The organism is Gilliamella sp. wkB108 (genome assembly GCF_001690195.1).
GTDB classification, from domain to species: domain Bacteria; phylum Pseudomonadota; class Gammaproteobacteria; order Enterobacterales; family Orbaceae; genus Gilliamella; species Gilliamella apicola_L.
Window position 1 is genome coordinate 82,308 of the sequence record NZ_LZGM01000066.1, and the last position, 26,525, is coordinate 108,832.

At 35.5% G+C, this 26,525-nt stretch carries 25 protein-coding genes and 1 rRNA gene; 21 read left to right on the top strand and 5 right to left on the bottom strand.

Annotated elements, in window-relative coordinates:
* Positions 1 to 37: 37 nt before the first annotated feature.
* On the top strand, positions 38 to 349 hold the full coding sequence (locus A9G11_RS06530) for an antibiotic biosynthesis monooxygenase family protein (protein ID WP_065618694.1): 312 nt from the start codon (positions 38 to 40) through the stop codon (positions 347 to 349).
* Between the two features lie 620 nt (positions 350 to 969).
* Positions 970 to 1,671, top strand: a complete 702-nt coding sequence (locus A9G11_RS06535; RefSeq protein WP_065618695.1) for a GntR family transcriptional regulator — start codon at positions 970 to 972, stop codon at positions 1,669 to 1,671.
* A 23-nt stretch (positions 1,672 to 1,694) separates the two neighbouring features.
* On the opposite strand, the gene A9G11_RS06540 is transcribed toward A9G11_RS06535, so the two are convergent.
* A complete protein-coding gene (locus A9G11_RS06540) occupies positions 1,695 to 2,399 on the bottom strand; it encodes a GntR family transcriptional regulator (RefSeq protein WP_065618696.1) in 705 nt (234 codons plus the stop codon).
* A 235-nt stretch (positions 2,400 to 2,634) separates the two neighbouring features.
* Between A9G11_RS06540 and A9G11_RS06545 the strand changes: the two genes are divergently transcribed.
* From A9G11_RS06545 to A9G11_RS06625, 17 genes are all read left to right on the top strand, one after another.
* A complete protein-coding gene (locus A9G11_RS06545) occupies positions 2,635 to 3,960 on the top strand; it encodes a 6-phospho-alpha-glucosidase (protein WP_065618697.1) in 1,326 nt (441 codons plus the stop codon).
* Between the two features lie 87 nt (positions 3,961 to 4,047).
* Positions 4,048 to 5,577: a PTS transporter subunit EIIC gene (locus A9G11_RS06550; protein ID WP_065618698.1), complete on the top strand. Its 1,530-nt coding sequence runs from the start codon at positions 4,048 to 4,050 to the stop codon at positions 5,575 to 5,577.
* A 179-nt stretch (positions 5,578 to 5,756) separates the two neighbouring features.
* The gene (locus A9G11_RS06555; protein ID WP_065618699.1) at positions 5,757 to 6,356 is read left to right on the top strand and encodes a LemA family protein; all 600 of its coding nucleotides are present in this window, start codon (positions 5,757 to 5,759) and stop codon (positions 6,354 to 6,356) included.
* 5 nt (positions 6,357 to 6,361) lie between these two features.
* On the top strand, positions 6,362 to 7,303 hold the full coding sequence (locus A9G11_RS06560) for a TPM domain-containing protein (protein ID WP_065618700.1): 942 nt from the start codon (positions 6,362 to 6,364) through the stop codon (positions 7,301 to 7,303).
* A gap of 370 nt (positions 7,304 to 7,673) precedes the next feature.
* Positions 7,674 to 8,144: a hypothetical protein gene (locus A9G11_RS06565; protein WP_065618701.1), complete on the top strand. Its 471-nt coding sequence runs from the start codon at positions 7,674 to 7,676 to the stop codon at positions 8,142 to 8,144.
* A 303-nt stretch (positions 8,145 to 8,447) separates the two neighbouring features.
* A complete protein-coding gene (gene yceD / locus A9G11_RS06570) occupies positions 8,448 to 8,957 on the top strand; it encodes a 23S rRNA accumulation protein YceD (RefSeq protein ID WP_065618702.1) in 510 nt (169 codons plus the stop codon).
* A 4-nt stretch (positions 8,958 to 8,961) separates the two neighbouring features.
* Positions 8,962 to 9,129 carry a 50S ribosomal protein L32 gene (gene rpmF, locus A9G11_RS06575; protein ID WP_025316508.1) on the top strand — a complete coding sequence of 56 codons (168 nt, stop codon included), beginning with the start codon at positions 8,962 to 8,964 and terminating at the stop codon, positions 9,127 to 9,129.
* 33 nt (positions 9,130 to 9,162) lie between these two features.
* Entirely contained in the window at positions 9,163 to 10,209 is a 1,047-nt protein-coding gene (gene plsX / locus A9G11_RS06580; protein WP_065618703.1) for a phosphate acyltransferase PlsX, read from the top strand.
* A 4-nt stretch (positions 10,210 to 10,213) separates the two neighbouring features.
* Positions 10,214 to 11,167, top strand: coding sequence for a beta-ketoacyl-ACP synthase III (locus tag A9G11_RS06585; protein ID WP_065618704.1), 954 nt, complete (start codon positions 10,214 to 10,216; stop codon positions 11,165 to 11,167).
* 36 nt (positions 11,168 to 11,203) lie between these two features.
* Positions 11,204 to 12,139, top strand: a complete 936-nt coding sequence (gene fabD, locus A9G11_RS06590) for an ACP S-malonyltransferase (protein WP_065618705.1) — start codon at positions 11,204 to 11,206, stop codon at positions 12,137 to 12,139.
* A 19-nt stretch (positions 12,140 to 12,158) separates the two neighbouring features.
* The gene (gene fabG / locus A9G11_RS06595) at positions 12,159 to 12,893 is read left to right on the top strand and encodes a 3-oxoacyl-ACP reductase FabG (RefSeq protein WP_065618706.1); all 735 of its coding nucleotides are present in this window, start codon (positions 12,159 to 12,161) and stop codon (positions 12,891 to 12,893) included.
* 151 nt (positions 12,894 to 13,044) lie between these two features.
* Positions 13,045 to 13,278: an acyl carrier protein gene (gene acpP, locus A9G11_RS06600; RefSeq protein WP_034910452.1), complete on the top strand. Its 234-nt coding sequence runs from the start codon at positions 13,045 to 13,047 to the stop codon at positions 13,276 to 13,278.
* A 156-nt stretch (positions 13,279 to 13,434) separates the two neighbouring features.
* The gene (gene fabF / locus A9G11_RS06605; RefSeq protein ID WP_065618707.1) at positions 13,435 to 14,679 is read left to right on the top strand and encodes a beta-ketoacyl-ACP synthase II; all 1,245 of its coding nucleotides are present in this window, start codon (positions 13,435 to 13,437) and stop codon (positions 14,677 to 14,679) included.
* 251 nt (positions 14,680 to 14,930) lie between these two features.
* Positions 14,931 to 16,022, top strand: coding sequence for a glycerol dehydrogenase (locus A9G11_RS06610; RefSeq protein WP_065618708.1), 1,092 nt, complete (start codon positions 14,931 to 14,933; stop codon positions 16,020 to 16,022).
* Positions 16,023 to 16,221: 199 nt separating this feature from the next.
* A complete protein-coding gene (gene dnaE, locus A9G11_RS06615) occupies positions 16,222 to 19,701 on the top strand; it encodes a DNA polymerase III subunit alpha (protein WP_065618709.1) in 3,480 nt (1,159 codons plus the stop codon).
* A 243-nt stretch (positions 19,702 to 19,944) separates the two neighbouring features.
* Positions 19,945 to 20,904, top strand: a complete 960-nt coding sequence (gene accA, locus A9G11_RS06620; protein ID WP_065618710.1) for an acetyl-CoA carboxylase carboxyl transferase subunit alpha — start codon at positions 19,945 to 19,947, stop codon at positions 20,902 to 20,904.
* Between the two features lie 20 nt (positions 20,905 to 20,924).
* Positions 20,925 to 21,293, top strand: a complete 369-nt coding sequence (locus A9G11_RS06625; RefSeq protein WP_065618711.1) for a diacylglycerol kinase — start codon at positions 20,925 to 20,927, stop codon at positions 21,291 to 21,293.
* Positions 21,294 to 21,410: 117 nt separating this feature from the next.
* Here A9G11_RS06625 and A9G11_RS06630 read toward each other — a convergent pair whose 3' ends face one another.
* Genes A9G11_RS06630 through metK form a run of 4 tightly spaced genes read right to left on the bottom strand, consistent with a single transcriptional unit; the run spans position 21,411 to position 24,516 of the window.
* Positions 21,411 to 22,253 (bottom strand): 23S rRNA (adenine(2030)-N(6))-methyltransferase RlmJ, encoded by an 843-nt coding sequence (locus A9G11_RS06630; RefSeq protein ID WP_065618712.1) that lies wholly within the window; start codon positions 22,251 to 22,253, stop codon positions 21,411 to 21,413.
* Entirely contained in the window at positions 22,247 to 22,864 is a 618-nt protein-coding gene (locus A9G11_RS14175; protein WP_141674365.1) for a hypothetical protein, read from the bottom strand. The genes A9G11_RS06630 and A9G11_RS14175 overlap by 7 nt, the downstream gene beginning before the upstream one ends.
* A gap of 13 nt (positions 22,865 to 22,877) precedes the next feature.
* Entirely contained in the window at positions 22,878 to 23,381 is a 504-nt protein-coding gene (locus A9G11_RS06640) for a SprT family zinc-dependent metalloprotease (RefSeq protein WP_065618714.1), read from the bottom strand.
* Positions 23,365 to 24,516: a methionine adenosyltransferase gene (gene metK / locus A9G11_RS06645; RefSeq protein WP_065618715.1), complete on the bottom strand. Its 1,152-nt coding sequence runs from the start codon at positions 24,514 to 24,516 to the stop codon at positions 23,365 to 23,367. The genes A9G11_RS06640 and metK overlap by 17 nt, the downstream gene beginning before the upstream one ends.
* A gap of 218 nt (positions 24,517 to 24,734) precedes the next feature.
* On the opposite strand from metK, the gene murI reads away from it, so the two are divergent.
* Together murI and A9G11_RS06655 are read left to right on the top strand one after the other, a co-directional pair.
* The gene (murI, locus tag A9G11_RS06650; RefSeq protein ID WP_065618716.1) at positions 24,735 to 25,550 is read left to right on the top strand and encodes a glutamate racemase; all 816 of its coding nucleotides are present in this window, start codon (positions 24,735 to 24,737) and stop codon (positions 25,548 to 25,550) included.
* 378 nt (positions 25,551 to 25,928) lie between these two features.
* Positions 25,929 to 26,525, top strand: a 16S ribosomal RNA gene (locus tag A9G11_RS06655); the annotation flags it as partial.

A 26,525-nucleotide genomic window follows, 5' to 3' on the forward strand; every position in this document is an offset into this window, starting at 1 on the left:
TTTTTTGTCTATTTACTGGTGAAAAAAGGAGAATTATATGTATATCGTCATGAATCGTTTTAAAATTAAACATGGCAGTGAAGATGCTTTCATTGAAATATGGCGTAACCGTGAAACACATTTGAATGAAATGAAGGGGTTTAATCGCTTCTATTTCTTAAAAGGAAAAACAGAAGAAGAATATACGCTGTTTTCATCTTTTGCCGAATGGGAAACCAAAGCTGATTTTGAAGCGTGGGTAAACTCTGAACAGTTTCATTCAACACACCGAAATACTGGTAGCCGACCAAATAACAAAGATATTTACTTTGAACCTGCTCAATTAGAGTTTTTTGAAGTTATTTTATAGTAGTTGTTATTAAGATTCTTGGTATTACGACAAGATAAAAATAACAAATATACGAGGATCACCAATGTAATTTTAGTGAACAGTTTTAGCTTTTAAGCGCAAATCACTGAGGTGATTTATATTTTTTAAGTTAACTTAATATGAGATTCAAAGGTACTGATTTTTGGGAAAACTCTTTTATCGTTTAATCGATTAATTGCTGATCAGTGCTATTTCCCAATTAGGACGAAATCAATGCGAAGTTTGAGTTTCGTCCGTGATTAAAATCAGCTAAATTCAATACTAAGTACCCGTACTGTTGATCTATTGTCATTGATACCTTAATACAATAGGGAAAATTGGTTGGTATAGAATTTGGTTTTGCAAGCGTATGTCTGATTAGTTGCTGAATTTTAAAGATGATCAACAAAATTGGGATCGTTTTGTTCACGGTTTTTAACTTCTGTTTATTGATAACTTAAGTTGTAAATTAATGTCCATATTATATGTACATGCTTAATGTACTAAAATCATTATAAGTGGCATTACCCTAATATGAAAACCAGTTGTTTTGGTTAAGCTATTATTATTACTATAGTAAAATTAATTTATCATATATATTTTTTATATGAGCATTTAGCATGAAATATGATTTGATCTATAATCAGCTCAAAGAGCAAATTCATTCAACTGATAGTCATTATCAAGTTGGAGACAGGTTACCGACCGAACAACAGTTATCTTTATATTTTGAAGTATCTCGCAGTACTATTCGAAAGGTTTTAAATCGGCTCAATCAAGAAGGGATGATTGAATGTGTACAAGGGAAGGGACATTTTATACGTCAGAAAAGAAATGAGTTGGTGTATCCACTGCCTAAAGTGGATAATATTGTTAATAATCAAGAAAGTATAGATATTATTAAATATCAAATTATGACCGTCCCAGCCTCTATTGCTCAGAGTTTAGATCTATCTATAAATGATAAGGTTTATTCTATTAAGCGCCTTATCTATAAAGATGGTAACCCACTCAAAATACAAGAAATATTTTTGCCATGTAAACAATTTCCAATGCTCACTTATAGCGATATGTTACAACCACTTCTTAATGTTATAAAAAAATACCAACCACAAAATGAAATTATCAGTCGTTTGCATTTTATTCCAGCAAGTGCTGATTCAACCCAAGCAGAATTATTAAACATAATTAAAGGTAAGTTGTTGCAACAGATGATTTTGCAGGTGACCAGTATCACTAATCTCTCTTTAGGATATATGATAACGACATATAGTGTGGAAAAAAATAGTGTATTTTTTGTTTGCCCATATGGTGTTGATTAATCGATATAAAAAGGTTTACTTGTTTATGCTTTGAAATAGTGTTGTGTGTTATAACGCTCAGTAACAAGGATTTGTTTCGATATTTCAATAGGTTGATTATCAATTGAAAAAACGATTGTTTTCATTTCTAATAATGGATGAGCAATAGGTACTTGAAGTAACTTGGACACATATTCATCAGCAAGTAAAGGTAAAAAGGTTCGATAACCGTCACAAATGGTAATATTACACTCCTCACGAATATATTTGAATTTTGATACTTCAAGGTGACAGATACTTAAATTAGGAAACAATCTAACCGATAAAAAACTTGTTTCTAGTAAAATAGGTATTTCATTGAGTAATCGTAATCTTTCAATTGAATAGACCGGCTCACCTGTTTGTATTGCAAGTTTATCGGCTATTTCAGTTGTTGCTGCAATAACTTCAAATTGAGTGACTAAGTTAATTACATTTTTTTCACCCGCATTTTCCATTACTTTATGAAAACCAGCTAATGGTCGATTTTTATAGTTAATTTTTTTTATAACCAAATAACCTTTTCCTTGTAACGGTTGAATAATTTTTTCTTTGACTAATGGTAGTAATGCTTTTCGTACAGTTGATACACAAGTGTGATTTTCTAGGGCTAACTTTTTTTCACTAGGTAAAAAAGATCCCACCATATATTGGTTATTATTGATTCTGTTTCTAATTTTTTCAGTAATTTTTAAATAGACAACTTTCATACAACTTATAATATTAACCTTATGATATTTATGATGATTAATTAACATATATAAATCAAAATAGCTATTTTATATAAGTTGAAAATATTCATATTGTGATTTAGATCACGAATTGTAGATTTCCACATAATCAATGTATTTCCTTCCCCTTTATAGTCAATTCACTCTTATTGTTTGAGCATAATTTTATGCTGATATTCATCATCTAAATAACTTACTGTCAGAGGTAACCTATATGAAGAAATATAATTTAGTTATTGTTGGTGGCGGAAGTACTTTTACGCCAGGTTTTTTAAAATCGTTTTGCCGAATGAAAGAGCAATTTCCATTAAAAAAGCTGGTTTTATTTGATATTGATGCTGCTCGCCAAGAAAAAATAGGCAAATTTGGTGCAATTTTGTTTAAGGAATTATATCCCGAAGCGGAATTTCATTATACCACCGATATTGCTGAAGCTTACAAAGATATGGACTTTGTATTTATGCAAATGAGAGTTGGTGGTTATAAGATGCGTGAGCTTGATGAAAAAATACCTTTAAAACATGGTGTTATTGGTCAAGAAACATGTGGGCCAGGTGGATTCGCTTATGGATTACGTTCCACAAAAGAGATGATAAAAGCGATTTATGATGTGCGAAAGTATGCTCCTAATGCTTGGATATTAAATTATTCTAATCCAGCAGCTATTGTGGCTGAAGCTTTACGCAGAGAGTTTCCTGAAGATACTAAAATATTGAATATTTGTGATCAACCCGAAAACGTTGTACGTTCATGTAGTCGTTTGTTAGGTTGTCATTTTAAAGAGTTAGATCCTGTCTATTTTGGTCTGAATCATTATGGCTGGTTTACACATATTTATGATAAAGCTACCGGCGTAGATCTGTTACCTAAAATCCGAGAATTAATTAAAGAACGAGGATTTTTACCTCAAGATGCTGAACAGCGTGATAAATCATGGTTAGAAACGTATGGTATGGTTCAACAACTCATGGAAGATTTCCCTGATTATTTACCAAACACTTATAACCAATATTATCTCTATCCTGATTATAAAGCTAGCCACCTTGATCCAAATTATACCCGTGCTAATGAAGTTATGAATAGCCGGGAAAAAAGAGTATTTCAAGAGTGCCAAACTATCATTGATGCCAATACCACTAAAGGATATATCAATATTCATGAAGATGCGCATGCTGAGTTTATGATAGATGTTGCCATGTCAATTGCTTATAACCAAAACAATCGATTTATTGTGATTATTGAAAATAAAGGTGCTATTAATAACTTGCCAGATGACGGTATGGTCGAAGTGGTTGCCGAACTTGGTGCAAATGGACCTAGCCCAATGCGAGTAGGCAACATTCCTACCTTTTATAAAGGTCTATTAGAAAATCAATTAGCCTCCGAAAAACTTGCTATTGATGCATATTTTGAAGGTTCATATCAAAAAGCCCTTGAATCATTAACAATTAATAGAACCGTTAATGATGCTAAAAAAGCACGCATTATTCTTGATGAATTGATTGATGCTAACAAGGAGTATTGGCCTGAACTGAAATAGATTAATTACTGTAGGGAAGCTTTTACTTCCCTTATTTTTGAGTAAATAAATTAAATACTAGTTTCAGTATTAGAGAGGGAACTGAGCATGCAAAAAAAAAATAAATTAAGAATCATGGATTTCTTTTCAAACTTTGGGCGTAGTCTGCTGTTACCTATCGCAATTTTAGCTTTAACGGGGTTGTTGTTAGGTCTTTCTGCAGCCTTATTACGACCACAAATACAAGATATATTACCATTTTTAAAAACAGATATAGCTATCTATATTGTTAGTACAATCAGATCAATTTCAGGTAAAGCATTTGAGTTAATTCCTGTGATGTTTGCTATCTCTGTGTCATTTGGTCTTGCTAAACAAGAGAAAGAGATAGCCGCACTAGCTGGGTTTATGGGTTATTACATGATGCTGTTTAGTGCATCGATAATGATAAAATCGGGAATAGTGACTATCGATCCTAAAACATTAGCAAATATACTGGGAATACAAGATACATTACAAATGGGAGCGGTTGCGGGCATGATTGCCGGTATTTTGAGTGCTTATCTACATAATAAGTATTACAAAATTCAATTTCCTGTAGCAATAGCTTTTTTTGGTGGAAAACGCTTTGTATCAATTGCAGTCATATTTTGGTCGGCCATTTTAGGTCAAGCTTTACCATTTATCTGGGGGCCGATCTCGTTTGCTATAGAATCCATCGGTTCAGGGATAAGTCACTTAGGTGCAATTGGTGTCTTCTTATTTGGTTTTTTAGAAAGAATATTAATTCCAACTGGGCTACATCACATTATCAACCAACTATTTAGAACAACGGTAGTTGGTGGATCTTTAGGTGGTGTTGATGGTACGCTTAATGTCTTTATGCATTATTTCGGTACGGTCAATATTGAGGAATTAAAACCTTTCACTAAATTCCTTGGTCAAGGGAAAATGCCATTTATGATGTTTGGATTACCAGCAGCAGCTTATGCTATTTATAAAACAACACCAACAGAAAAGAAAACCAAGGTAAAAGCTCTGATGATAGCCGGTGCTGCCGCAGCTTTTGTTACCGGTATAACTGAACCACTCGAGTTTTCATTTTTATTTATCGCGCCATTATTGTATCTATTTCATGCAATCATGGGGGGATTGGCATTTTTATCCATGAGTTTACTTGATGTTGGAATCGGTAATACCAGTGGTGGTTTTATTGATTTTATTCTTTATGGTGTGTTGGTTGAAAATTCGAAATGGTATATGGAGTTGGTAGCGGGTATTTTTTATGCGCCAATATACTATTATGTCTTCAAATGGTATTTGACCAAAAAGAATATCTCAATTGATACGAGTGATGAGTTTCTTGATACATCTAAAAATCTTGAAAATAAACTAGAAACAGGGCAACTAGAACAGATGATCATAGATGCACTAGGTGGTCGAGATAATATTAGTATGATTAATAATTGTTTAACCAGACTGAGAGTTGATGTCAATGACACAACCATTATTAATCAAGAAGTCCTTAAACAAACAGGTGCAATGGGGGTAGTTGTTATCAGTGATACACATGTTCAAGTTATATATGGTCCGAAAGTTGAAAAAATTGCTACTTTAGTCAGAGAAGCAATTAGTTAATGTAAAATATAATACTTCAATTTATATTTTATTTATGCTTAACTATCACTTGTTGTTTAACAAGTGATAGAGTTTTTTCTCATTGACTTAAACTCTGTCTTAGTTCTTTTCAAATCTTGATATAATACTTTACCTTTTTACAAACTTAATTGTGAATTAATTAACTATTAGGGCTTGCTATGAAATTAAAACCGATTTATCTCATTTTGTTACTCGTTGTTGTTGGAGTGTTTGTCTTTTTTAATAGTTATAACAGCATTCAATCTCAGGATGAAAAAGTAGCAGCTTCTTGGGCAGAAGTTCTCAATCAGTATAAGAGACGAGCAGATCTAATCCCGAATTTAGTTAATACCGTAAAAGGTTATGCTGAGCATGAAAAAGCAGTGTTAACAGAGGTAACAGAAGCCCGTGCTAAAGTAGGCTCCATTCAGATTAATGCGCAGCAACTGTCCGATCCTGCGATATTTGCCAAGTTCCAACAGGCGCAATCTGAATTAAGTACAGCATTAAGCCATCTTATTGCTGTAAGTGAAAATTATCCAGCGCTAAAAGCCGATACACTTTATAAAAATTTAATGACTCAACTTGAAGGCACTGAAAACCGAATAGCTGTGGCACGTGGTCGTTATATTGAAGCAGTCCAAGCCTATAATAGTTTTATCCGTGGGTTACCGACAAAATGGGTCGCTGATATAATAAATGAACAACCTAAACAGCAATTTACTGTTGAAAACGAGAAAGAAATATCTAATGCGCCAAATGTCAATTTTAGTCAGTAAATAAAATGAAAAATTTTTTCATACTGATTTTTTGGCTGATCATCAGTTGCTACAGTTACGGACTGACTAACATTCCTCCTTTTAATAGTGATGTAATAGATACGTCTGGAACGCTAACAGCATCGCAACGTAGTGAACTTGAATCCTACTTGTACAATTTTGAAAATACACGTACTGATGGCGCACAAATTGTGGTACTGATGATTGCAAAACTTGATGATGAAACGATTGAACAATATGCTGTTAGAGTTTTTGAAAAATGGAAGATTGGTGCAAGAAGTCGTGATAACGGTGTTTTATTGTTGATAGCCAAAGAAAACAAACGCATGCATATTGAAGTAGGTATGGGGTTACAAGGATCGATTACTGATCTAATAGCTGACAATATAATTCAAAACCAGTTAAAGCCACAATTTAAACAAAATAACTATTATCAAGGTATCAAAGATGCTTTATCGATGTTAGTACCGTATATGAGTGATTCTTTACCTGAATTTGTTAACAACCAAGATGCTAGTCTTAATACTATAGTGAATAGCGAATTTGGTCAGCGCCTGCTTAATTATGGTATGATTTCATTTGCCATTTGTTTTTTTCTTTGTCTTGTTATAAATCTGGTATTTGGACTTAAATCATCGATGAGTTCATTAAAACAATATTGTTTACGGATTTTAGCCACCGGAGTACTTAATGGATTGTCGGTGGGGGGATTTACGTTTTGCAATGGTTATTCGTTACTTATTACATTAAAAATATTATTGATTACTTGTTTGGGTACCATGTTTTTATGTGTTTTTGTACATTTACGTAAAAGCAATAGCAGTAGAGGTGGTGGTAACTTTACAGGGCGTGGAGGTGGATCAGGATCTAGCAATCGTTCAAGTGGTGGATTTAGAGGTGGCGGAGGTGGCCGTAGTAATGGAGGCGGTGCATCTGGTAGTTGGTAGATAGATTAAGCATAAAACAAAAAAGCCATACTATAGCTAATAATTAGATATCTATTTAGCTTGTAAAGATGTTTCAGGTTAACTATATGTTTTAGTATAAGAGTTTATAGGATAATTATCATTATGATCTAACTAACCAATTAAAAAAATGATCCTCGCTAAAAAGTAGACATATGTTATCTCAATCATATACACAATAATTATGAGAAAAACCTTGCTCCAAAAAGTTAACATTGAATTTAAACAATAATTTGTCAATCATCTAAACGCAAACGTTAATCTTCCAATTTTATAAAAAATGTATTCATTCTATAAATGGCAATGGGATCTTATTAGAAAAGATAGAAGTGTTAGATATTAAGGATATGTAATGACAATTACAAAATCAATTTCTATATTTGCCTTGTTTTTATCTCTATTTTGTATGCAAGTTTATGCTCAAACAGATACGAATAAAAATGTGGTAATGGTTTCAGTAAGCAGTGTGTATTCTACATTTCCTCCTTCTATTCTTAGGTTAGTTATTAAGCAAGATTCCATCGAAAGATTTTTGGATGATCCTATTTGTTCATCACAAGAGGGAATAGTGTCTTGTGATTTAGCTAATAGAAAAGGCGAGATTGTCAACTATCCAGAAAATCTATTAAGACAGGTACCGCAAGAGTTTTTAAAAGGATCAAACAATATTCATTTTAGTTTAAACGATGGTGGAGGTTTTTTAATTGTTATTTTTTTTGATGATGGCAGTAAGAACTCTTGGGGGATTTTTCAATCAAGCTATTCCTACTCCCCAGAAATTCAATCTTTTTTACAAAAAATCGCTACACTTTTATCAAAGTAACTAAATAAAGAACATAATAGCGTCACAAGATAAATAGACTCATCTATTGTGATGAGCAAAATGTATGCTTATTTTAGTTGAATGTAGGATTGATTTATACTTAAACGTATAGTTAACCTGAAACTTCTTTACAAAAAATAAATCGTTAAACAATAACAATATTAAGGTAATAATCAATAACTAAAACAAATTATATTGTAAGCGCCCATTGACGAAAGCCTTATTTAAAGGTAATATGCGCGCCTTACAGTATTGTGTAGTTTTTAACAACACTTAATAATTTTAAGGTAACATGCATATCTTATGCAAAATAAATTGCCATTAACAATTGACCCAATTAAAGCAGCACAAAAGAGACTTGATTATGTTGGATATTATCCAGCAAAAAGTGCCAAGCGGGTTGAAAATCTGAAAAGTGATATTGAGTGTCGCTTATCTTTTGATTACGATGAGCAAAGACTTTGCGTTATCACAATTGATGCAAAAGCGACGTTAGAGTTGATATGTCAACGTTGCTTTAAACCTTTTATCACAGAAGTTCATGTGATGAATAAATTTAGTCCTGTTAAGAGCGATGCTCAAGCAGAGACGCTACCGGAACATTATGAACCTGTTCTAATGAACGAGTTTGGCGAAGTAGATATATTAGCGTTACTTGAGGACGAAATTATTCTCTCATTGCCAATTGCACCGGTACATGATAGTAAACACTGCGAAGTGTCAGAGGCAGATATGGTATTTGGCGAAATTCCAGCTGAGAATGAAAAACCAAATCCGTTTGCAATTTTAGTTAGTTTAAAGAATAAGGGGTAAATCCATGGCTGTTCAACAGAATCGTAAAACTCGTGCAAAACGTGGTATGCGTCGTTCTCATGATGCATTAACTGTAGCTAATATCTCAGTTGATGAATCAGGAAAAACACATTTACGTCATCACGTAACCGCTGATGGTTATTATCGTGGTCGTAAAGTGATTTCTAAGTAATTATTATATAATTAGAAATCCTCAGGTGACATTTTGGATAATCTAACCATTGCGTTAGATGCTATGAGCGGGGACTTCGGTCCTCGTGTTGTTGTTCCTGCTACAATACAAGCGCTAAATCGTTATCCAAATCTTTCCATTTTTCTGGTGGGCGATCCAACAGAAATTGGCTCCTTTTTGTCTAAAGAAAATGCAGAACTTATTAATCAATATCAAGCTAACAATCGCTTAAAGGTGATTAAATCAACCTCTGTTATTGCTAATGATATGAAACCTTCCTACGCTATCCGACACAGTCAAGGTTCGTCAATGAGAATGGCTCTTGAACTGGTCAAAGATAATCAGGCACAGGCATGTGTTAGCGCAGGTAATACAGGTGCATTGATGGGATTGTCTAAATTACTTCTCCATTCTCTTACCGGTATAGATCGTCCAGCATTAGTTGCGACTATACCAGCACTAAATAACCAAAATACGGTTGTGCTTGATTTAGGTGCCAATGCTGAATGTGATAGTAATATGCTGGTACAATTTGCGATAATGGGTGAAATTTTGGCTAAAACTGTGCATAAGATCACTCATCCTCGCGTAGCTTTGTTAAATATTGGCGAAGAAGATATTAAAGGATTGGATAAGATTCGTTCAGCGGCTTCTATTTTGAAATCAAATGATCAGATAAATTTTATTGGTTATTTGGAAGGTAACGAACTTTTGACCGGTAAAACAGATGTATTAGTGTGTGATGGTTTTGTCGGTAATGTGACGCTTAAGACCGTAGAAGGCTTAATCAAAATTTTCATGTCCTCTTTTAAACTATCCTTAGGTCACCATTCATTACTAATGAAATTATTGAGTAAATGGTTACAAAGAAAGATCGCAAAAAATTTTGGTTATTTAGATCCCGGACGATATAATGGAGCATGTTTGTTGGGACTCCAAAGCATTGTAATTAAAAGTCACGGTAGTGCTAACCAAAAGTCATTTTTTGCAGCAATAGAACAAGCTATTTTAGCTATACAAACAAATATACCTGAGAAGATTGCTAGTAGCCTTTCTTCTGCACTACCTAAGAGCGAATAAATAGATGTATACAAAGATATTAGGAACAGGGAGTTATCTTCCAAAACAAATCAGAACCAATGCCGATCTTGAAAAAATGGTCGATACTAGTGATGAATGGATCACAACACGTACAGGTATTAAAGAAAGACGTATCGCAGCTCCTGATGAAACCGTAACAACTATGGCCTATCAGGCAGCAATCAACGCGATTGACATGGCTAATATTGATAAAAATGAGATCGGTTTAATCATTGTTGCCACTGCCACATCGGTTAATGCGTTCCCAAGTTCTGCAACTGAATTACAAGCCAAATTAGATATTGCTGATGTGATTGCTTTTGATGTATCAGCTGCATGCTCTGGTTTTGTTTATGCGCTTGATATTGCCGATAAATATATTAAAAGTGGTGCAACTAAATATGCCCTAGTTGTTGGTTCCGATATGTTAACTCGTGGCGTTGATCCAAATGATCGTGGAACCATTATTATTTTTGGTGATGGTGCCGGGGCGGTTTTGGTGGGTGCATCAGAACAACCTGGTATTATCGCTTCACATCTCCATGCTGATGGTCGCTATGGTGAGTTATTAAAATACCCTTATGTTGATCGTCGGGATATGACTAATCCTGTGTATATGACAATGCATGGTAATGAAGTGTTTAAAATTGCTGTTAAAGAGCTTTCAAATTTGGTAGATGAGCTTTTAACGGAATCTGGTTTGGATAAATCTGATTTAGACTGGTTAGTACCTCATCAGGCTAATTTACGCATTATCTCGGCAACTGCTAAACGTTTAAACATGGATATGAGTAAAGTAATAGTTACTTTAGATAAACAGGGTAATACCTCAGCAGCTTCTGTACCATGTGCATTGGACGTTGGTGTACGCGATGGGCGTATTAAGCGAGACCAATTAATCTTATTAGAGGCATTTGGTGGCGGTTTTGTTTGGGGATCGGCATTAATTAGATTTTAATAGTATGTTATGTTTTGAATGATCAAGGATTTTATAATGACCAAATTTGCAATGGTATTTCCGGGACAAGGCTCACAAGCCGTCGGTATGTTAAAAGATTTAGCCGATAATTATCCAATTGTGAAATCAACATTTGATGAAGCATCTGAAGTTTTAGGCTATGACTTATGGACTTTAGTACAACAAGGGCCTGCTGAAGAGTTAAATAAAACTTGGCAAACTCAACCGGCATTACTGGCTTCATCGGTAGCTATTTTTAGAGTTTGGCAAAGTTTGAATGGTAGCCAACCCGCTTTTATGGCTGGTCATAGTTTGGGCGAATATTCAGCATTAGTTTGTGCTGGTGTGATTGATTTTAAAGATGCGATTAAGTTAGTTGAACTTCGTGGTAAATTAATGCAAGAAGCGGTACCAAGTGGAACAGGTGCAATGTATGCCATTATTGGACTAGATAATGAATCAATCAGTAAAGCTTGTGAACAAGCTGCCCAAGGTCAAATTGTAGCCCCTGTTAATTTTAACTCTCCTGGACAAGTTGTCATTGCTGGCAATAAAGAAGCCGTCGAACGTGCTGGCGCTCTATGTAAAGAAGCGGGTGCTAAACGAGCCTTGCCACTTGCAGTAAGTGTTCCATCTCATTGTGCGCTAATGAAACCTGCGGCTGAGAAATTAGCGGCGACTTTAGATAGCATTGTGTTTAATACACCGAAATTTGCCGTTATCAATAATGTTAATGTAAAAGTTGAAACCTCTGCTGAAAATATAAAGGCCGCTTTAATTGCACAGCTTTATAGTCCTGTTCGTTGGACTGAAACAGTAGAACAAATGGCTAAACAAGATGTGACTCTTTTAGTTGAAATGGGACCGGGTAAAGTTTTAACAGGATTAACTAAACGTATTGTTGATTCACTTTCTGGTTGCGCGGTTAATGATAAAACTTCGTTAGATGTTGCACTAGAAAATACTAAGTAAAAGATAAAAAGAGGTAGTTATGAATCTATCAGGAAAAATTGCTTTAGTAACAGGTGCCAGCCGTGGTATCGGCAAAGCAATTGCAGAAAAACTTGTTGCTTGTGGTGCAACAGTAATTGGTACGGCAACGACCGAAAAAGGGGCTGATGCTATCAGTCAATATTTAGGCTCAAAAGGTAAAGGTTTTGCTTTAAATGTCACTGATGATGCATCTATTGAATCAGTGATTAGTGCAATTAAAACAGAATTTGGCGATATTGATATTTTAGTGAATAACGCGGGTATTACTCGTGATAACTTACTAATGAGAATGAAAGAAGATGAATGGCAAGCTATTTTAGATACTAATTTAACTTCTGTTTTTCGTCTATCAAAAGCATTAATGCGCACAATGATGAAAAAACGTTATGGCAGAATTGTGACAATTGGTTCTGTTGTTGGTACTATGGGTAATGCAGGGCAAGCTAATTATGCAGCAGCTAAAGCAGGACTAATTGGTTTTAGTAAATCATTAGCTCGTGAAGTGGCATCTCGTGGTATAACGGTTAATGTTGTCGCACCAGGATTTATTGCAACGGATATGACCGATGCACTAACCGATGAACAAAAAGCATTAACTCTTGCGCAAGTTCCAGCTGGACGGTTAGGTGAACCTGCTGAAGTAGCTAATGTAGTTGCTTTTCTAGCTTCTGATGAAGCATCTTACATCACAGGTGAAACTTTACATGTCAATGGTGGCATGTATATGGTGTAATGAGTTAGAATAGTGTAAAATAGACCGATATTTTTGATGGTTTGAGCAAAAAATAAGCAATTGGGTTGAAAAATGGTTTGCATCTTTTTCAACATTTTATAAACTTACATTCACCGCCACTTTCGGCGATTTTTATAGGAAAAAAAAGAGTATGAGCACTATTGAAGAGCGAGTTAAGAAAATTATTGTTGAGCAACTTGGTGTGAAAGAGGAAGAAGTGAAAAATGAATCTTCTTTCATTGAAGATCTTGGCGCTGACTCTCTTGATACAGTTGAACTAGTTATGGCTTTAGAAGAAGAATTTGATACTGAAATTCCTGATGAAGAAGCTGAAAAAATCACAACTGTACAATCAGCAATTGATTATATTACTGCAAATCAATAAGGTTGGCAGAATTTTCTCAATAGGCGGTCAGATGATCGCCTAGTTTGTATTTGTGTCTTTTTTTTAAGTAAAATAGACTAAATATAAATTAAATAAGCTTAATGATAGAATTTTCATTGATTCAAATTTCATTTCAATCCTTTTCTGGAGGACAATGTGTCTAGACGCAGAGTTGTTGTTACCGGAATGGGCATGATATCTCCAGTAGGTAATACAGTTGAATCCACTTGGCAAGCATTATTAGCAGGTCAAAGTGGTGTTGAACTCATCGAACACTTTGATACAGCCCCTTTCGCAACGCGTTTCGCAGCGATGGTTAAAAACTTCAATGGTGAAGATTATAATATTTCACGCAAAGATGCGCGCAAAATGGATTATTTTATCCAGTATGGTATAGCTGCAGGTATGCAAGCAATGCAAGATGCTGGCATTGATATCACGGAAGAAAATGCAGAACGAATTGGTTGTGCGATTGGTTCAGGTATTGGAGGACTTGGGTTAATTGAAGAAAATCATAGTGCATTAGTTTTTGGTGGACCACGTAAAATTAGTCCATTTTTTGTACCTTCAACCATTGTTAATATGATTGCGGGTCATTTATCTATTATTTACGGTTTAAAAGGACCAAGTATTACTATCGCAACAGCCTGTTCTTCAGGTGTGCATAACATTGGTCATGCAGCAAGAATCATTGCTTATGGCGATGCAGATGCAATGCTAGCTGGTGGTGGTGAAAAAGCAAGTACTCCACTGGGAATTGGTGGTTTTGGTGCTGCACGTGCTTTATCAACTAACAATGATGATCCTAAAGGTGCAAGTCGCCCATGGGATAAAGATCGCGATGGTTTTGTACTTGGTGATGGCGCAGGAATTCTATTCTTGGAAGAGTATGAACATGCTAAAAAACGAGGTGCTAAGATTTACGCTGAAGTTGTTGGTTTTGGCATGAGCAGCGATGCTTATCATATGACTTCACCGCCAGAAGATGGTAGTGGTGCGGCATTAGCAATGAAATGTGCTATACGTGATGCAGGTATTACACCAGAGCAAGTTGGTTATATTAATGCGCATGGAACCTCTACACCGGCTGGAGATAAAGCAGAAACTCAGGCAGTAAAGAGTATTTTTAGAGAAAATGCTAATAAAGTGCTAGTTAGTTCAACTAAATCCATGATAGGTCACTTACTTGGAGCCGCAGGTGCAGTGGAGTCCATTTTTACTATATTGGCATTACGAGATCAGGCAGTACCACCAACAATTAATTTAGATAATCCTGATGAAGGATGTGATCTCGATTATGTACCACATACAGCCCGCCAAGTTAAAAATTTGGAATATGCACTTTGTAACTCATTTGGTTTCGGTGGTACCAATGGTTCAGTGTTATTTAAGAAAATCTAATTCTATTTGACTTTCCCATCACATCTTGTGATGGGAACAGATCCTTGTTTTTTCCTTACCACTAATAACAGTTCATCTTAGATAAATAAAAATGTGGTTTGTACCACATTTTTGTCACACCCGATTAGATTAATTGGAAATAAAAGCGTATGTTATAAAAATTATATTGATAAACATCTTTCATTATTGATTGCTGATGACAGGTTTTATTGATAAACAAATTTTTATTTTATATTTAAGGAGCTGTTATTATGATTACTACTGCACTTTTTCCTAATCGTTATATTCAAGGTTTTAATGCAATTGAAAATTGCTTAGGTCAAGAGTTGGCGCGACTTGGTAAAAAAGCACTCTTGCTAGAAAGTCCATCTGCACATAAAAATTTATCGGAAGTGATTGAAAAGTCATTATCCAGCAATATTGAATTTGCTATTGATGTTTTTAATCGGGAATGTAGTGATGAAGAGATTGACAGAATCAGTGAATTGGTCAAAGCTCAGCAGATTGATGTGATTGTTGGTATTGGTGGTGGTAAAGCTATTGATACGGCCAAAGCGGTTGCCGCAGGACTAAATTATCCATGTGTGGTCGTACCGACGCTAGCATCAACTGATGCACCATGCAGTGCTTTGTCTGTTATTTATACAGAAACAGGTGAGTTCAAACGCTATTTCGTATTACCACGTAATCCAGATTTAGTCTTAGTTGATTCAAATGTTATCGCTAAAGCACCAGCACGATTTTTGGTAGCAGGGATGGGAGATGCTTTAGCAACATGGTTCGAAGCTGAAGATTGCCGTCAATCTAAAGCTGCTAATATGTCAGGTCGGTCAGGACCAATTTCAGCATTTGCCTTAGCAAAATTCTGTTTTGATATATTATTGGAATATGGTGTGTTAGCAAAAAATGCTTGTGAGCAAAAAGTGGTTACGCCAGCATTAGAACATGTAATTGAAGCTAATACGCTTCTTTCAGGCTTAGGATTCGAAAGTGGAGGATTGTCTGCAGCTCATTCTATCCATAACGGGTTCACAGCATTGGAAGCCACACATAATTACTGGCATGGTGAAAAGGTAGCCTTTGGTACTCTGGCAATGCTCATGTTGATTGATAGTGATCCAAATATGATCGAAACAGTTTATGCATTTTGTGAATCGGTCGGTTTACCAACTACCCTTGCTGAAATAGGTTTGTCAAATGTCAGTGATGAAGATTTGATGAAGGTAGCTATTTTAGCTTGTGCAGAAGGGGAATCGATACATAACTCTCCAGCGCAAGTCAATCCAGATACTGTATTTGCTGCCATAAAAGCAGCTAATGCCGAAGGATTACGTCGTAAGTAGTTTTTTATCGCTTTGTTTCTTTTTTTGAAACTATATTATCAGTTTCAGTAGCAAGATACTCTCGTTGCGGTTGTGCAACGAGAGTTTTTATTATCAGGTATCGCTTATAATTTCGATACCCAAAGAGATTAAGAATATTCATGCTGCTTGTGATATAATCTTGCTTAATTTTTTATTTGTATAATCATTTTTGGTAATTATGGCCGAACCTAAGTTTATTCATCTTCATTTGCATAGTGATTTCTCAATGGTTGACGGAATTGCTAAAGTGGGTACTTTAGTAAATGAAGTAAGCAAGTTACAGATGCCAGCTTTCGCAATCACTGATTTTACTAATCTCTGTGGACTGGTGAAATTTTATGGATCAGCAATGTCAAAAGGGATTAAACCAATTATTGGTGCTGATTTAGCGATTAAAAGCGCTGATTTGCCTGATGATGTTTTTCGTTTAACCATTTTGGCAACAAACAATGAAGGTTATCAAAATCTTACTCTTTTAATTTCAAAAGCTTATCAACGTGGTTATATTGGTGATTTACCCGTTGTAGATCATGAATGGTTAATTGAGTATCATAATGGATTAATCCTGTTAGCCGGACGAGAAAGCGATATTGGTATAGGTATTATCCGAAATAATCAGACAATTGTTGATAACGCTTTACAATTTTATACTGCCAATTTTGCTGATCATTTCTATTTTGAATTAGTTCGTACTAAGCGAGCAAATGAAGAGTTATTTATCCATAGTGTAGTAAAACTGGCTGAACAATATATGTTGCCGGTTGTTGCCACTAATGATGTTCGATTTTTAACTGCTTCTGATTTTGAAGCACATGAAATACGTGTTGCGATTCATGACGGTAATACTCTTGAAGATCCTAATAGACCTAAAAATTATTCACCTGAACAATATTTACGTTCTGAACAAGAGATGTGTGAATTATTTTCAGATATACCAGAGGCATTAGCCAATAGTGTAGAGATTGCTAAACGGTGTAATGTCACAATCCGGTTAGGGGAGTATTTTTTACCTAAATTTCCAACAGGTGAAATGTCAACTGAGGATTTCTTGGTTCACAAATCACGCGAAGGATTAGAGGAACGACTTGAATTTCTTTTTCCCGACCCTGAAGTAAGAAAACAAAAACGAGCAGAGTATGATGAGCGTTTAGAAACAGAATTAACTGTTATTAATCAAATGGGATTTCCCGGTTACTTTCTGATAGTGATGGAGTTTATACAGTGGTCAAAAGATAATGATATTCCAGTTGGTCCCGGAAGGGGATCGGGTGCGGGTTCACTGGTTGCCTATGCATTAAAAATTACTGATTTAGATCCTTTAGCTTTTGATCTTCTTTTTGAACGTTTTTTGAACCCAGAACGTGTTTCTATGCCTGACTTTGATGTCGATTTTTGTATGGAAAAACGCGATCTGGTTATCGATCATGTCGCTGAAATGTATGGACGTGAAGCTGTTTCCCAGATTATTACCTTTGGTACAATGGCTGCTAAAGCGGTAATTCGTGATGTAGGACGAGTACTTGGGCATCCATATGGATTTGTCGATCGAATCTCAAAATTAATTCCTCCAGATCCGGGAATGACGTTAGCAAAAGCATTTGAAGTAGAACCGCAACTTCAAGAATTATATGACAACAATGAAGAAATTAAATCATTAATTGATATTGCTCGGCAATTAGAGGGTGTAACTCGAAATGCCGGTAAACATGCCGGTGGCGTGGTGATTTCACCTACAAAAATTACCGATTTTTCGCCGATATACTGTGATCCGGAAGGACATCATCCGGTTACCCAATTTGATAAAAATGATGTTGAATATGCAGGATTAGTAAAATTTGACTTTCTGGGACTACGAACATTAACCATTATTGATTGGGCTATCAAAATGATTAATGAACGACAAGTGCGAGAAGGTAAAGAAAAAGTTGATATTACCCACATTCCTCTTAATGATGAAAAATCTTTTGAATTATTATTGAAAGCAGAAACTACCGCCGTATTCCAATTAGAATCACGTGGTATGAAGGATTTAATCAGGCGTTTAAAACCTGACTGCTTTGAAGATATGATTGCATTGGTGGCTCTATTTCGCCCGGGGCCGTTGCAATCAGGTATGGTAGATAATTTTATTGACCGAAAACATGGTCGAGAGGAAGTCTCTTATCCGGACATTAATCACCAACATGAATCTTTAAAACCTATTTTAGAACCGACCTATGGCATAATCTTATATCAAGAACAGGTTATGCAAATTGCTCAGACATTATCTGGTTACACATTAGGTGGAGCCGACTTACTTCGTCGTGCAATGGGTAAGAAAAAACCTGAAGAGATGGCAAAACAACGCTCTGTATTCAAAGAAGGGGCAGAAAAACAAGGTGTGGATGGTGAACTTTCCATGCGCATTTTTGATCTGGTAGAGAAATTTGCAGGTTATGGTTTTAATAAATCTCATTCTGCTGCTTATGCCCTAGTCTCTTACCAAACTTTATGGTTAAAAACACACTATCCAGCAGAATTTATGGCTGCGGTAATGACTGCTGACATGGATAACACTGATAAAATTGTTGGTTTAGTTGATGAATGTTTACGAATGGGATTGAAAGTTAATCCTCCAGACATTAATAGTGGACTCTATCATTTTCATGTTAATGAAAAAGGCGAAATTGTATACGGAATCGGCGCAATAAAAGGTGTAGGAGAAGGTCCAATTGAGGCTATTGTTGAAGCACGTAATAGTGGTGGATATTTTAAAAATATTTTTGAGCTTTGTGCGCGTAGTGATATTAAAAAAATTAATCGTCGTGTCCTAGAAAAATTAACTATGGCAGGCGCTTTTGATAAGTTAGGCCCTCATCGGGCAGCTATTTTGCATAGTATTAATGATGCAATGCAAGCAGCCGATCAATATACTAAAGCTCAAAATATTGGTCAGGAAGATATGTTTGGGGTACTAGCAGAAGAGCCAGAACAAGTTGAACATGCTTATGCCGCAGTACCAGAGCTTCCAGAACAAGTCTTACTTGACGGAGAACGTGATGCTTTAGGGCTTTATTTAACAGGTCATCCTGTCACCCAATATTTAAAAGAATTGAATCGTTATGCTGGTGGCTTACGTATTAGTGAAGCATCGCCTACCGGTTGGGGAAAACTAATAACCTTAGCTGGCATTGTTGTAGATGCTAGAGTAAGAATTACTAAAAAAGGTAATAAAATTGGTTTATTTACCCTAGATGATAGATCGGGTCGTATTGATGCCATGCTTTTTGCCGATTCATTGGAAAAATTTGAGCATTTATTAGTAAAAGATAAAATTTTAATTGTAACCGGACAAGTCAGTCATGATGATTTTAATGGCGGTCTTAAAATGACGGTGCGTGATATAGTCGATTTGAAAGATGCTCGAGCTAAATATGTTAAAGGCTTAGCCATTACGTTAACAGAAAATGAAGCAGATCGTACAACTTTACAGCGATTACAACAGCTGTTTGAACCTTATCGACATGGTAGTGTACTGGTTAATTTATATTATCACCGAGAAGATTCTGTGGTGCGAATCCAATTTGGTACTACATGGAGAATTGTGCCAGAAGATGCCCTGATTGTTGAGTTGAAAACATTACTCGGCAACGATCGTATCGAATTTGAATTCGATTAATCATTATTGGATTTGTATAAAGAGTGATACTTTTAAAGTTAAGTATTTGATTAATAAAATGCCTATTAATAAAGGCATAGTAGTATTTTAATTATTAGATCTTATTAGAGATAATATAGATGACTTCAATGAGTATTACATAGTAGAATTGGCTTAATTTTATCTTAAGAAATAGTCAGTATACTGTTGTTGGTAGTGTATTTGAAAAAATACAAAATAAAATAAGAGGCAATCATAAGCGTTATGAACAATTTTTTGGAATTTGAAAAGCCGATCGCGGAATTAGAAGCAAAAATTAATTCCTTAAAGAATATTGATTCACAACAAGTTGAATTAGATATTAATTTAGATAAAGAAATTAAACAATTAAATAAAAAAAGCCGAGAATTAACAAAAAAAATATTTTCAAGTTTATCACCCTGGGAGGTGGCACAATTAGCCAGACATCCTAATCGACCTTATACCTTAGATTATATCAAAGAAATTTTTACAGACTTTGATGAACTAGCTGGCGATAGAGCCTATGCTGATGATAAAGCCATTGTAGGTGGCATTGCTCGCATTGATGATCGTCCGGTGGTTGTTATTGGTCACCAAAAAGGACGTGAAACGAAACAAAAAATTTACCGTAATTTTGGTATGCCAGCACCCGAAGGTTACCGGAAAGCTTTACGATTGATGCAATTAGCAGAGCGATTTAAATTGCCAATTATTACTTTTATTGATACACCCGGTGCTTATCCCGGTATTGGCGCTGAAGAGCGAGGCCAATCAGAAGCAATCGCACGCAATTTACGGGAAATGTCACGCCTAAAAGTGCCAACAATTTGTACAGTTATAGGTGAAGGTGGTTCTGGTGGAGCTTTGGCTATTGGGGTTTCTGATAAGGTAAATATGCTTCAATATAGTACTTATTCAGTTATTTCACCGGAAGGATGTGCTTCAATTTTGTGGAAAAGCGCAGATAAGGCACCTATTGCTGCCGAAGCAATGAATATGACAGCAGATAAATTGTTAAAGTTAAATCTTATTGATTCTGTTATAGCTGAACCTCTTGGTGGTGCTCATCGTGATTATGTCGCGGTATCTGCTTCACTTAAACAACAATTGATTAGCGATCTGGATGAACTTGAAACTATGGAGTTGTCGGTATTACTTGAGAGACGATTCCAACGTTTGATGAATTATGGATACGCAAGATAGACTTGTTATAGGATTTTAATATGGAAAAAGCGACGGGACTACAACGAATTATTAATGCAACGAAATACTCTATAAAAGGTTTTAAATCGGCGTTCAAATATGAAACCGCTTTTCGTCAAGAATTAATTGCATTGGTAGTAGCTTATATAACGGTTATGTTGATCAATTTTTCAATTTACGAAAGGATTTTATTACTGGGTTCTATCGGTGTGGTGATGATTGTAGAATTAATAAATAGTGCAATTGAGTGTGTTGTTGATCGCATAGGTAGTGAGAGACATGAACTATCTGGTAGAGCAAAGGATTATGGTTCTGCGGCAGTTTGTCTTTCGCTTTTACTCACGATTGTTTTGTGGATTTATCTATTTTCTTGTCACTTTTTTCCATAATTTATGGTTATCTATTACTATTTTCTTAGGCATTATATTCTGCAATAAGTGTTATTTAAATTATAGCCAATAGAATGTGAAAAATGCGAGGTTACCCTCGCATTTGAAATAATAATTTTATTCTGATACTAACTGTTTAATAGTGAAACTTCCTGTTTGTTTTGTATCTAAAATATCTGTTAGCCATGGCATTATAGTTTGCATTTGTTGATGTAATTTCCAAGGTGGATTAATTACTATCATCCCTGATGCCGTCATACCTTTTTGGTTGTTATCAGGTTTTATTGCTAATTCAAACTGCGATATTCGCTTAATCCCCAAGTTTACAATACCGTCAATCATTCTTTGCGTTTGGGTACGCGAAATAACTGGGTACCAAAGTAAATAAATACCGGTAGCAAAGCGTTTGTAAGCTTCTAATAATGCAGCCGGTATTTTTTGATAATCTTCTTTTATCTCATAAGAGGGATCGATCAGAATTATTCCGCGACGAGATGCCGGAGGTAATTTTGATTTAAGTTGGGAAAATCCGTCTTCACGTAATACTTTAGCTCGTTTATCTTTACTGAATTCTTGCCGTAACAATGGGTAATCAGTAGGATGCAGTTCGGTAAGATTGAGTTTATCTTGCTCACGTAATAATTGTTTGGCAATTAAAGGAGAGCCAGGATAATATTTTAGATTTTCAAATGGGTTATAACGTTTTAATACAGAAAAATAAGTATTAAGTTGTTCAGGAATATTAGTTTGTTGCCACACTAAATTGACGCCTGATAAATACTCTCCAGTTTTTTCAGAATGTTCACTTGTTAATAAATATCGGCCTGCACCAGAGTGTGTATCTAAATACAAAAAAGGTTTTTCTTTTTCTTTTAATGCTTCTAGACAAAGGGTTAAAACAATATGCTTCAGGACATCAGCATGATTACCCGCATGAAAGCTATGACGATAACTTAACATGATGAATTTAACCTTTTTTGTTCATTTTTTTGCATATAGAAGGTGACTAAACCTAAACTTAAAAGACAAGGTATTTCCATTAACTCTTCAATTAAATCTTTTCGTTCTCTAGATAAAACTAAAAATTGATGACCAATACGATGATGTTCAGCAATATCAGCAATACCTAAAAATAAGAACGCCAATATTACATGCCAGACAGGGATTGGTTCAAATTTAAAGCGTCTGACAATTTCACGACGTATTGTGGGTAAAAACATGCTCAGTATAGGGATGGCGATTAAAAAACTTGCAATAATTTTGTAGTAAAAACGAGGTACATCAGGGAAGAAATCACGTCCCCAGCTTATTCCTCGTCCAAAGAGCATAAACCACCAAAATATTGTCCAGATCCAGAATTTATGAAGATCACTATTACCGTTTATACGTTTGGTATAGTGATAGGTATAACCACACATGAATAATAAAAATAGCGATTGTGAGTGTTCAACTAATGAAACAGTTAATCCATTGTATAATGGTATGAAGAAATTACCTGTAATGTAAAGCAGTACGGCAAGAATTATAATGAATACGGAACTTTTATAAAAATGAAAATCAAATTTGCACATGTAATATTTAATATCAACTAGAATGTTTAAGTCTAAGTATAGTACCGCATTTACGACATAAATACTCAGTATTATTGTGCTGAATTTTATTATGCCTTATTTTGGTCAAGAAATGTTCTTGGCATTGACAGTAATATATAAAGTTTGTACGTTTGATAGCAAAATTGTGCGTGGTTTTTGGTATTTTACCCAGAATTTGAGACATAATATATTGCCACTCATTGCCATGAGGTTTTACTTTTCCAAACTTTTTATAAACTATCAGATGTGCTAGTTCATGAGGTACCACTTCTTCAATAAAGACGATGCCGTTTTCACTAAGCATCGTTGAATTTAATTGAATTTCCCAACGCGTTAAAAAAGCACTACCAGCTATACTTCCTTTAACTTTATAGATGATTTTGGGTTCAATATAGTGGGTTTGCAAGAGATTATTGGCTTGCGTTAAGTATTTTCTTAAGCAAGCCATGACCTGGTTGTGTAAATAAATTGGTATTCTTTTATAATCCTGCTGCATCGCGTAAAACTTCTGCTTTATCTATTTGTTCCCAAGGAAACATGTCTCGACCAAAATGACCATAAGTTGCAGTTTTTTGATAAATTGGCTGAATAAGATCTAACATTTGAATAAGTCCGTAAGGTCTTAAATCAAAAAATTCCTTGATCAAAGAGACAATTTTTTCTTGATCTATTTTTCCAGTTCCAAAGGTATTAACATAAATTGAAGTTGGATTTGCAATACCAATTGCGTAAGATATTTGTAGTTCACATTTATCAGCAAGTCCTGCTGCAACAATATTTTTTGCTACATAACGAGCAGCATAAGCTGCTGAACGGTCGACTTTAGAAGGATCTTTACCTGAAAAGGCTCCACCACCATGACGAGCAGCTCCCCCATAAGTATCAACAATAATTTTACGCCCAGTTAATCCACAATCACCCATAGGACCGCCAATAACAAAACGTCCAGTAGGGTTAATAAAATATTTAGTTCGAGAGGTTAACCATTCTGCTGGTAAAGTTGGTTTGATAATCTCTTCCATTACCGCTTCATGTAGCGCTTTTTGTTCAATATCAGGAGAGTGCTGGGTTGATAAGACTACGGTATCCACTCCTTTAATTTGGTTATCTTCATAAATTAATGTGACTTGGCTTTTTGCATCAGGTCTTAACCATGGAAGCGCTCCGTTTTTTCTAACTTCTGCTTGGCGACGCATCAAATCATGAGCATAACTAATAGCTGCAGGCATTAAATTTGGCATTTCATTTGTTGCATAACCAAACATAATGCCCTGATCGCCGGCACCTTGTTCTAAAGGATTTTGTCGATCGACACCTTGATTAATATCAGGGGACTGTTTACCAATTACATTAAGGACCGCGCATGAATTAGCGTCGAATCCCATTTCAGAACTAGTATATCCAATATCATTAATCGTTTTTCTAGTTAACTCTTCTATATCAACCCAAGCTGAAGTGGTAATTTCTCCACCGACAAGAGCCATACCTGTTTTTATATATGTTTCACAAGCGACACGAGCTTTAGGATCTTGCTTTAAAATAGCATCGAGTACAGCATCTGAAATTTGATCAGCGATTTTATCTGGATGACCTTCCGAAACGGATTCTGAAGTAAATAGAAATTCTGACATGATATACCTTCTTATTTATGGTCTGTGAGTCTTGAAATACTAAATTGAGCTGTGTGATTGTTATTTTGGCAGTTTTAACATCTAGACGTCTATTCTAATAACTTATATAAAAAAAAGCCAGCATTACCTTAAACAAAATTGCTTGCATTAATTTTCAATCAATTTAGGATAGTGCCATTTTAACTTATCTACTCCCAAATAATTTTCAGTTGTAAGATATGAATAATGTAAGACAATCTCCTTCGGTATTAATATTTGATTCTGGTATTGGTGGATTATCCGTCTATGATGAAATCTACAAAAAAATGCCTAATTTGCATTACCTATATGCTTTTGATAACGAGATGTTTCCTTATGGTGATAAATGTGCAGAAGTGATTATTGATCGTGTAACTTCGGTGATTGAAACTATTACAAAATCTTATTCTATTAGTTTAGCTGTTATAGCCTGTAATACCGCAAGTACAATTTGTTTGCCAAGTTTACGTTCTAAATTTGCTTTCCCTATCGTGGGCGTAGTACCAGCAATAAAGCCAGCTAGTCAAATTAGTCGAAATAAATGTATCGGACTTTTAGCAACCAAAGCCACAATACAAAGAGCATATACCACTCATTTAATTCAAGAGTTTGCCAAAGATTGTACTGTTAATCTTCTGGGATTATCTGAGTTAGCGCTTATTGCTGAGAGCAAATTACAGGGTAATGCGGTTGATATTTTACAATTAAAAAAATTATTACAACCATGGCTGTCTCTACCAACTATCCCCGATACCATAGTATTAGGTTGTACACATTACCCATTCATTAAAGATGAATTACAAAAAATATTTCCACATACAACGTTTATTGATTCTGGTAATGCTATTGCGTCGCGTGTCTATAACTTACTCAACGAACAGTATGATCTAAGTAAAGAAAAGGCATCATTAACCAACAATATTGTATTAAGTACAATATATAATCAATATGTAGAAAAACTAATCTCAAAATTTGAAAATTATAATCTTAATAAATATCAAACAATTAAGATTTAAGGTGTCTAAAGCTTACGCGACTGAAATAATAAATGATCTTTTTTACTTGCCAAAAAAAAAGAAGTCCCTATAATGCGCATCCACTGACACGCAGTCAACGAAAACAAGGCAGCGAAAGTTTAGTGAACAGGATCAAAAATTTTGAAAAAAGATCTTGACGAATATGAAGGTGTAGCGTAGTATACGCAGCCCTTGAGACAGTAAAAGCGAAAGCGTAAATGATACTGTCAGCTCTTTAAAAATTAAGAAACAGACAATCTGTGTGGGCACTTGCGAGACGAAAGAATAAAGTCTACGGACTTAAAAGATAAAGTCTTGATAAGTGACACTGAAGATTCATTTGAATATGTCAGAGACAGTTATTGAGCATCAAACTTTAAATTGAAGAGTTTGATCATGGCTCAGATTGAACGCTGGCGGCAGGCTTAACACATGCAAGTCGAACGGTAACATAAGTGCTTGCACTTGATGACGAGTGGCGGACGGGTGAGTAAGGTATGGGGATCTGCCGAGTGGCGAGGGACAACAGTTGGAAACGACTGCTAATACCTCATAAAGTTGAGAGACCAAAGCATGGGATCTTCGGACCATGTGCCATTTGATGAACCCATATGGGATTAGCTAGTTGGTGGGGTAAAGGCTCACCAAGGCGACGATCTCTAGCTGGTCTGAGAGGATGACCAGCCACACTGGAACTGAGACACGGTCCAGACTCCTACGGGAGGCAGCAGTGGGGAATATTGCACAATGGGGGAAACCCTGATGCAGCCATGCCGCGTGTATGAAGAAGGCCTTCGGGTTGTAAAGTACTTTCGGTGATGAGGAAGGTGTTGTATCTAATAGGTGCAACAATTGACGTTAATTACAGAAGAAGCACCGGCTAACTCCGTGCCAGCAGCCGCGGTAATACGGAGGGTGCGAGCGTTAATCGGAATGACTGGGCGTAAAGGGCATGTAGGCGGATGATTAAGTTAG

Bases quoted from the DNA above. Each gene is read 5' to 3' on its own strand.
- dnaE (WP_065618709.1), top strand. From the start codon at position 16,222: ATGGCCGAACCTAAGTTTATTCATCTTCATTTGCATAGTGATTTCTCA.
- A9G11_RS06545 (WP_065618697.1), top strand. From the start codon at position 2,635: ATGAAGAAATATAATTTAGTTATTGTTGGTGGCGGAAGTACTTTTACG.
- A9G11_RS06530 (WP_065618694.1), top strand. From the start codon at position 38: ATGTATATCGTCATGAATCGTTTTAAAATTAAACATGGCAGTGAAGAT.
- A9G11_RS06610 (WP_065618708.1), top strand. From the start codon at position 14,931: ATGATTACTACTGCACTTTTTCCTAATCGTTATATTCAAGGTTTTAAT.
- A9G11_RS14175 (WP_141674365.1), bottom strand. From the start codon at position 22,864: ATGTGCAAATTTGATTTTCATTTTTATAAAAGTTCCGTATTCATTATA.
- murI (WP_065618716.1), top strand. From the start codon at position 24,735: ATGAATAATGTAAGACAATCTCCTTCGGTATTAATATTTGATTCTGGT.
- A9G11_RS06535 (WP_065618695.1), top strand. From the start codon at position 970: ATGAAATATGATTTGATCTATAATCAGCTCAAAGAGCAAATTCATTCA.
- A9G11_RS06560 (WP_065618700.1), top strand. From the start codon at position 6,362: ATGAAAAATTTTTTCATACTGATTTTTTGGCTGATCATCAGTTGCTAC.
- A9G11_RS06585 (WP_065618704.1), top strand. From the start codon at position 10,214: ATGTATACAAAGATATTAGGAACAGGGAGTTATCTTCCAAAACAAATC.
- acpP (WP_034910452.1), top strand. From the start codon at position 13,045: ATGAGCACTATTGAAGAGCGAGTTAAGAAAATTATTGTTGAGCAACTT.
- metK (WP_065618715.1), bottom strand. From the start codon at position 24,516: ATGTCAGAATTTCTATTTACTTCAGAATCCGTTTCGGAAGGTCATCCA.
- rpmF (WP_025316508.1), top strand. From the start codon at position 8,962: ATGGCTGTTCAACAGAATCGTAAAACTCGTGCAAAACGTGGTATGCGT.
- A9G11_RS06630 (WP_065618712.1), bottom strand. From the start codon at position 22,253: ATGTTAAGTTATCGTCATAGCTTTCATGCGGGTAATCATGCTGATGTC.
- A9G11_RS06565 (WP_065618701.1), top strand. From the start codon at position 7,674: ATGACAATTACAAAATCAATTTCTATATTTGCCTTGTTTTTATCTCTA.
- A9G11_RS06555 (WP_065618699.1), top strand. From the start codon at position 5,757: ATGAAATTAAAACCGATTTATCTCATTTTGTTACTCGTTGTTGTTGGA.
- A9G11_RS06550 (WP_065618698.1), top strand. From the start codon at position 4,048: ATGCAAAAAAAAAATAAATTAAGAATCATGGATTTCTTTTCAAACTTT.
- yceD (WP_065618702.1), top strand. From the start codon at position 8,448: ATGCAAAATAAATTGCCATTAACAATTGACCCAATTAAAGCAGCACAA.
- A9G11_RS06625 (WP_065618711.1), top strand. From the start codon at position 20,925: ATGGAAAAAGCGACGGGACTACAACGAATTATTAATGCAACGAAATAC.
- A9G11_RS06540 (WP_065618696.1), bottom strand. From the start codon at position 2,399: ATGAAAGTTGTCTATTTAAAAATTACTGAAAAAATTAGAAACAGAATC.
- accA (WP_065618710.1), top strand. From the start codon at position 19,945: ATGAACAATTTTTTGGAATTTGAAAAGCCGATCGCGGAATTAGAAGCA.
- fabG (WP_065618706.1), top strand. From the start codon at position 12,159: ATGAATCTATCAGGAAAAATTGCTTTAGTAACAGGTGCCAGCCGTGGT.
- A9G11_RS06640 (WP_065618714.1), bottom strand. From the start codon at position 23,381: ATGCAGCAGGATTATAAAAGAATACCAATTTATTTACACAACCAGGTC.
- fabD (WP_065618705.1), top strand. From the start codon at position 11,204: ATGACCAAATTTGCAATGGTATTTCCGGGACAAGGCTCACAAGCCGTC.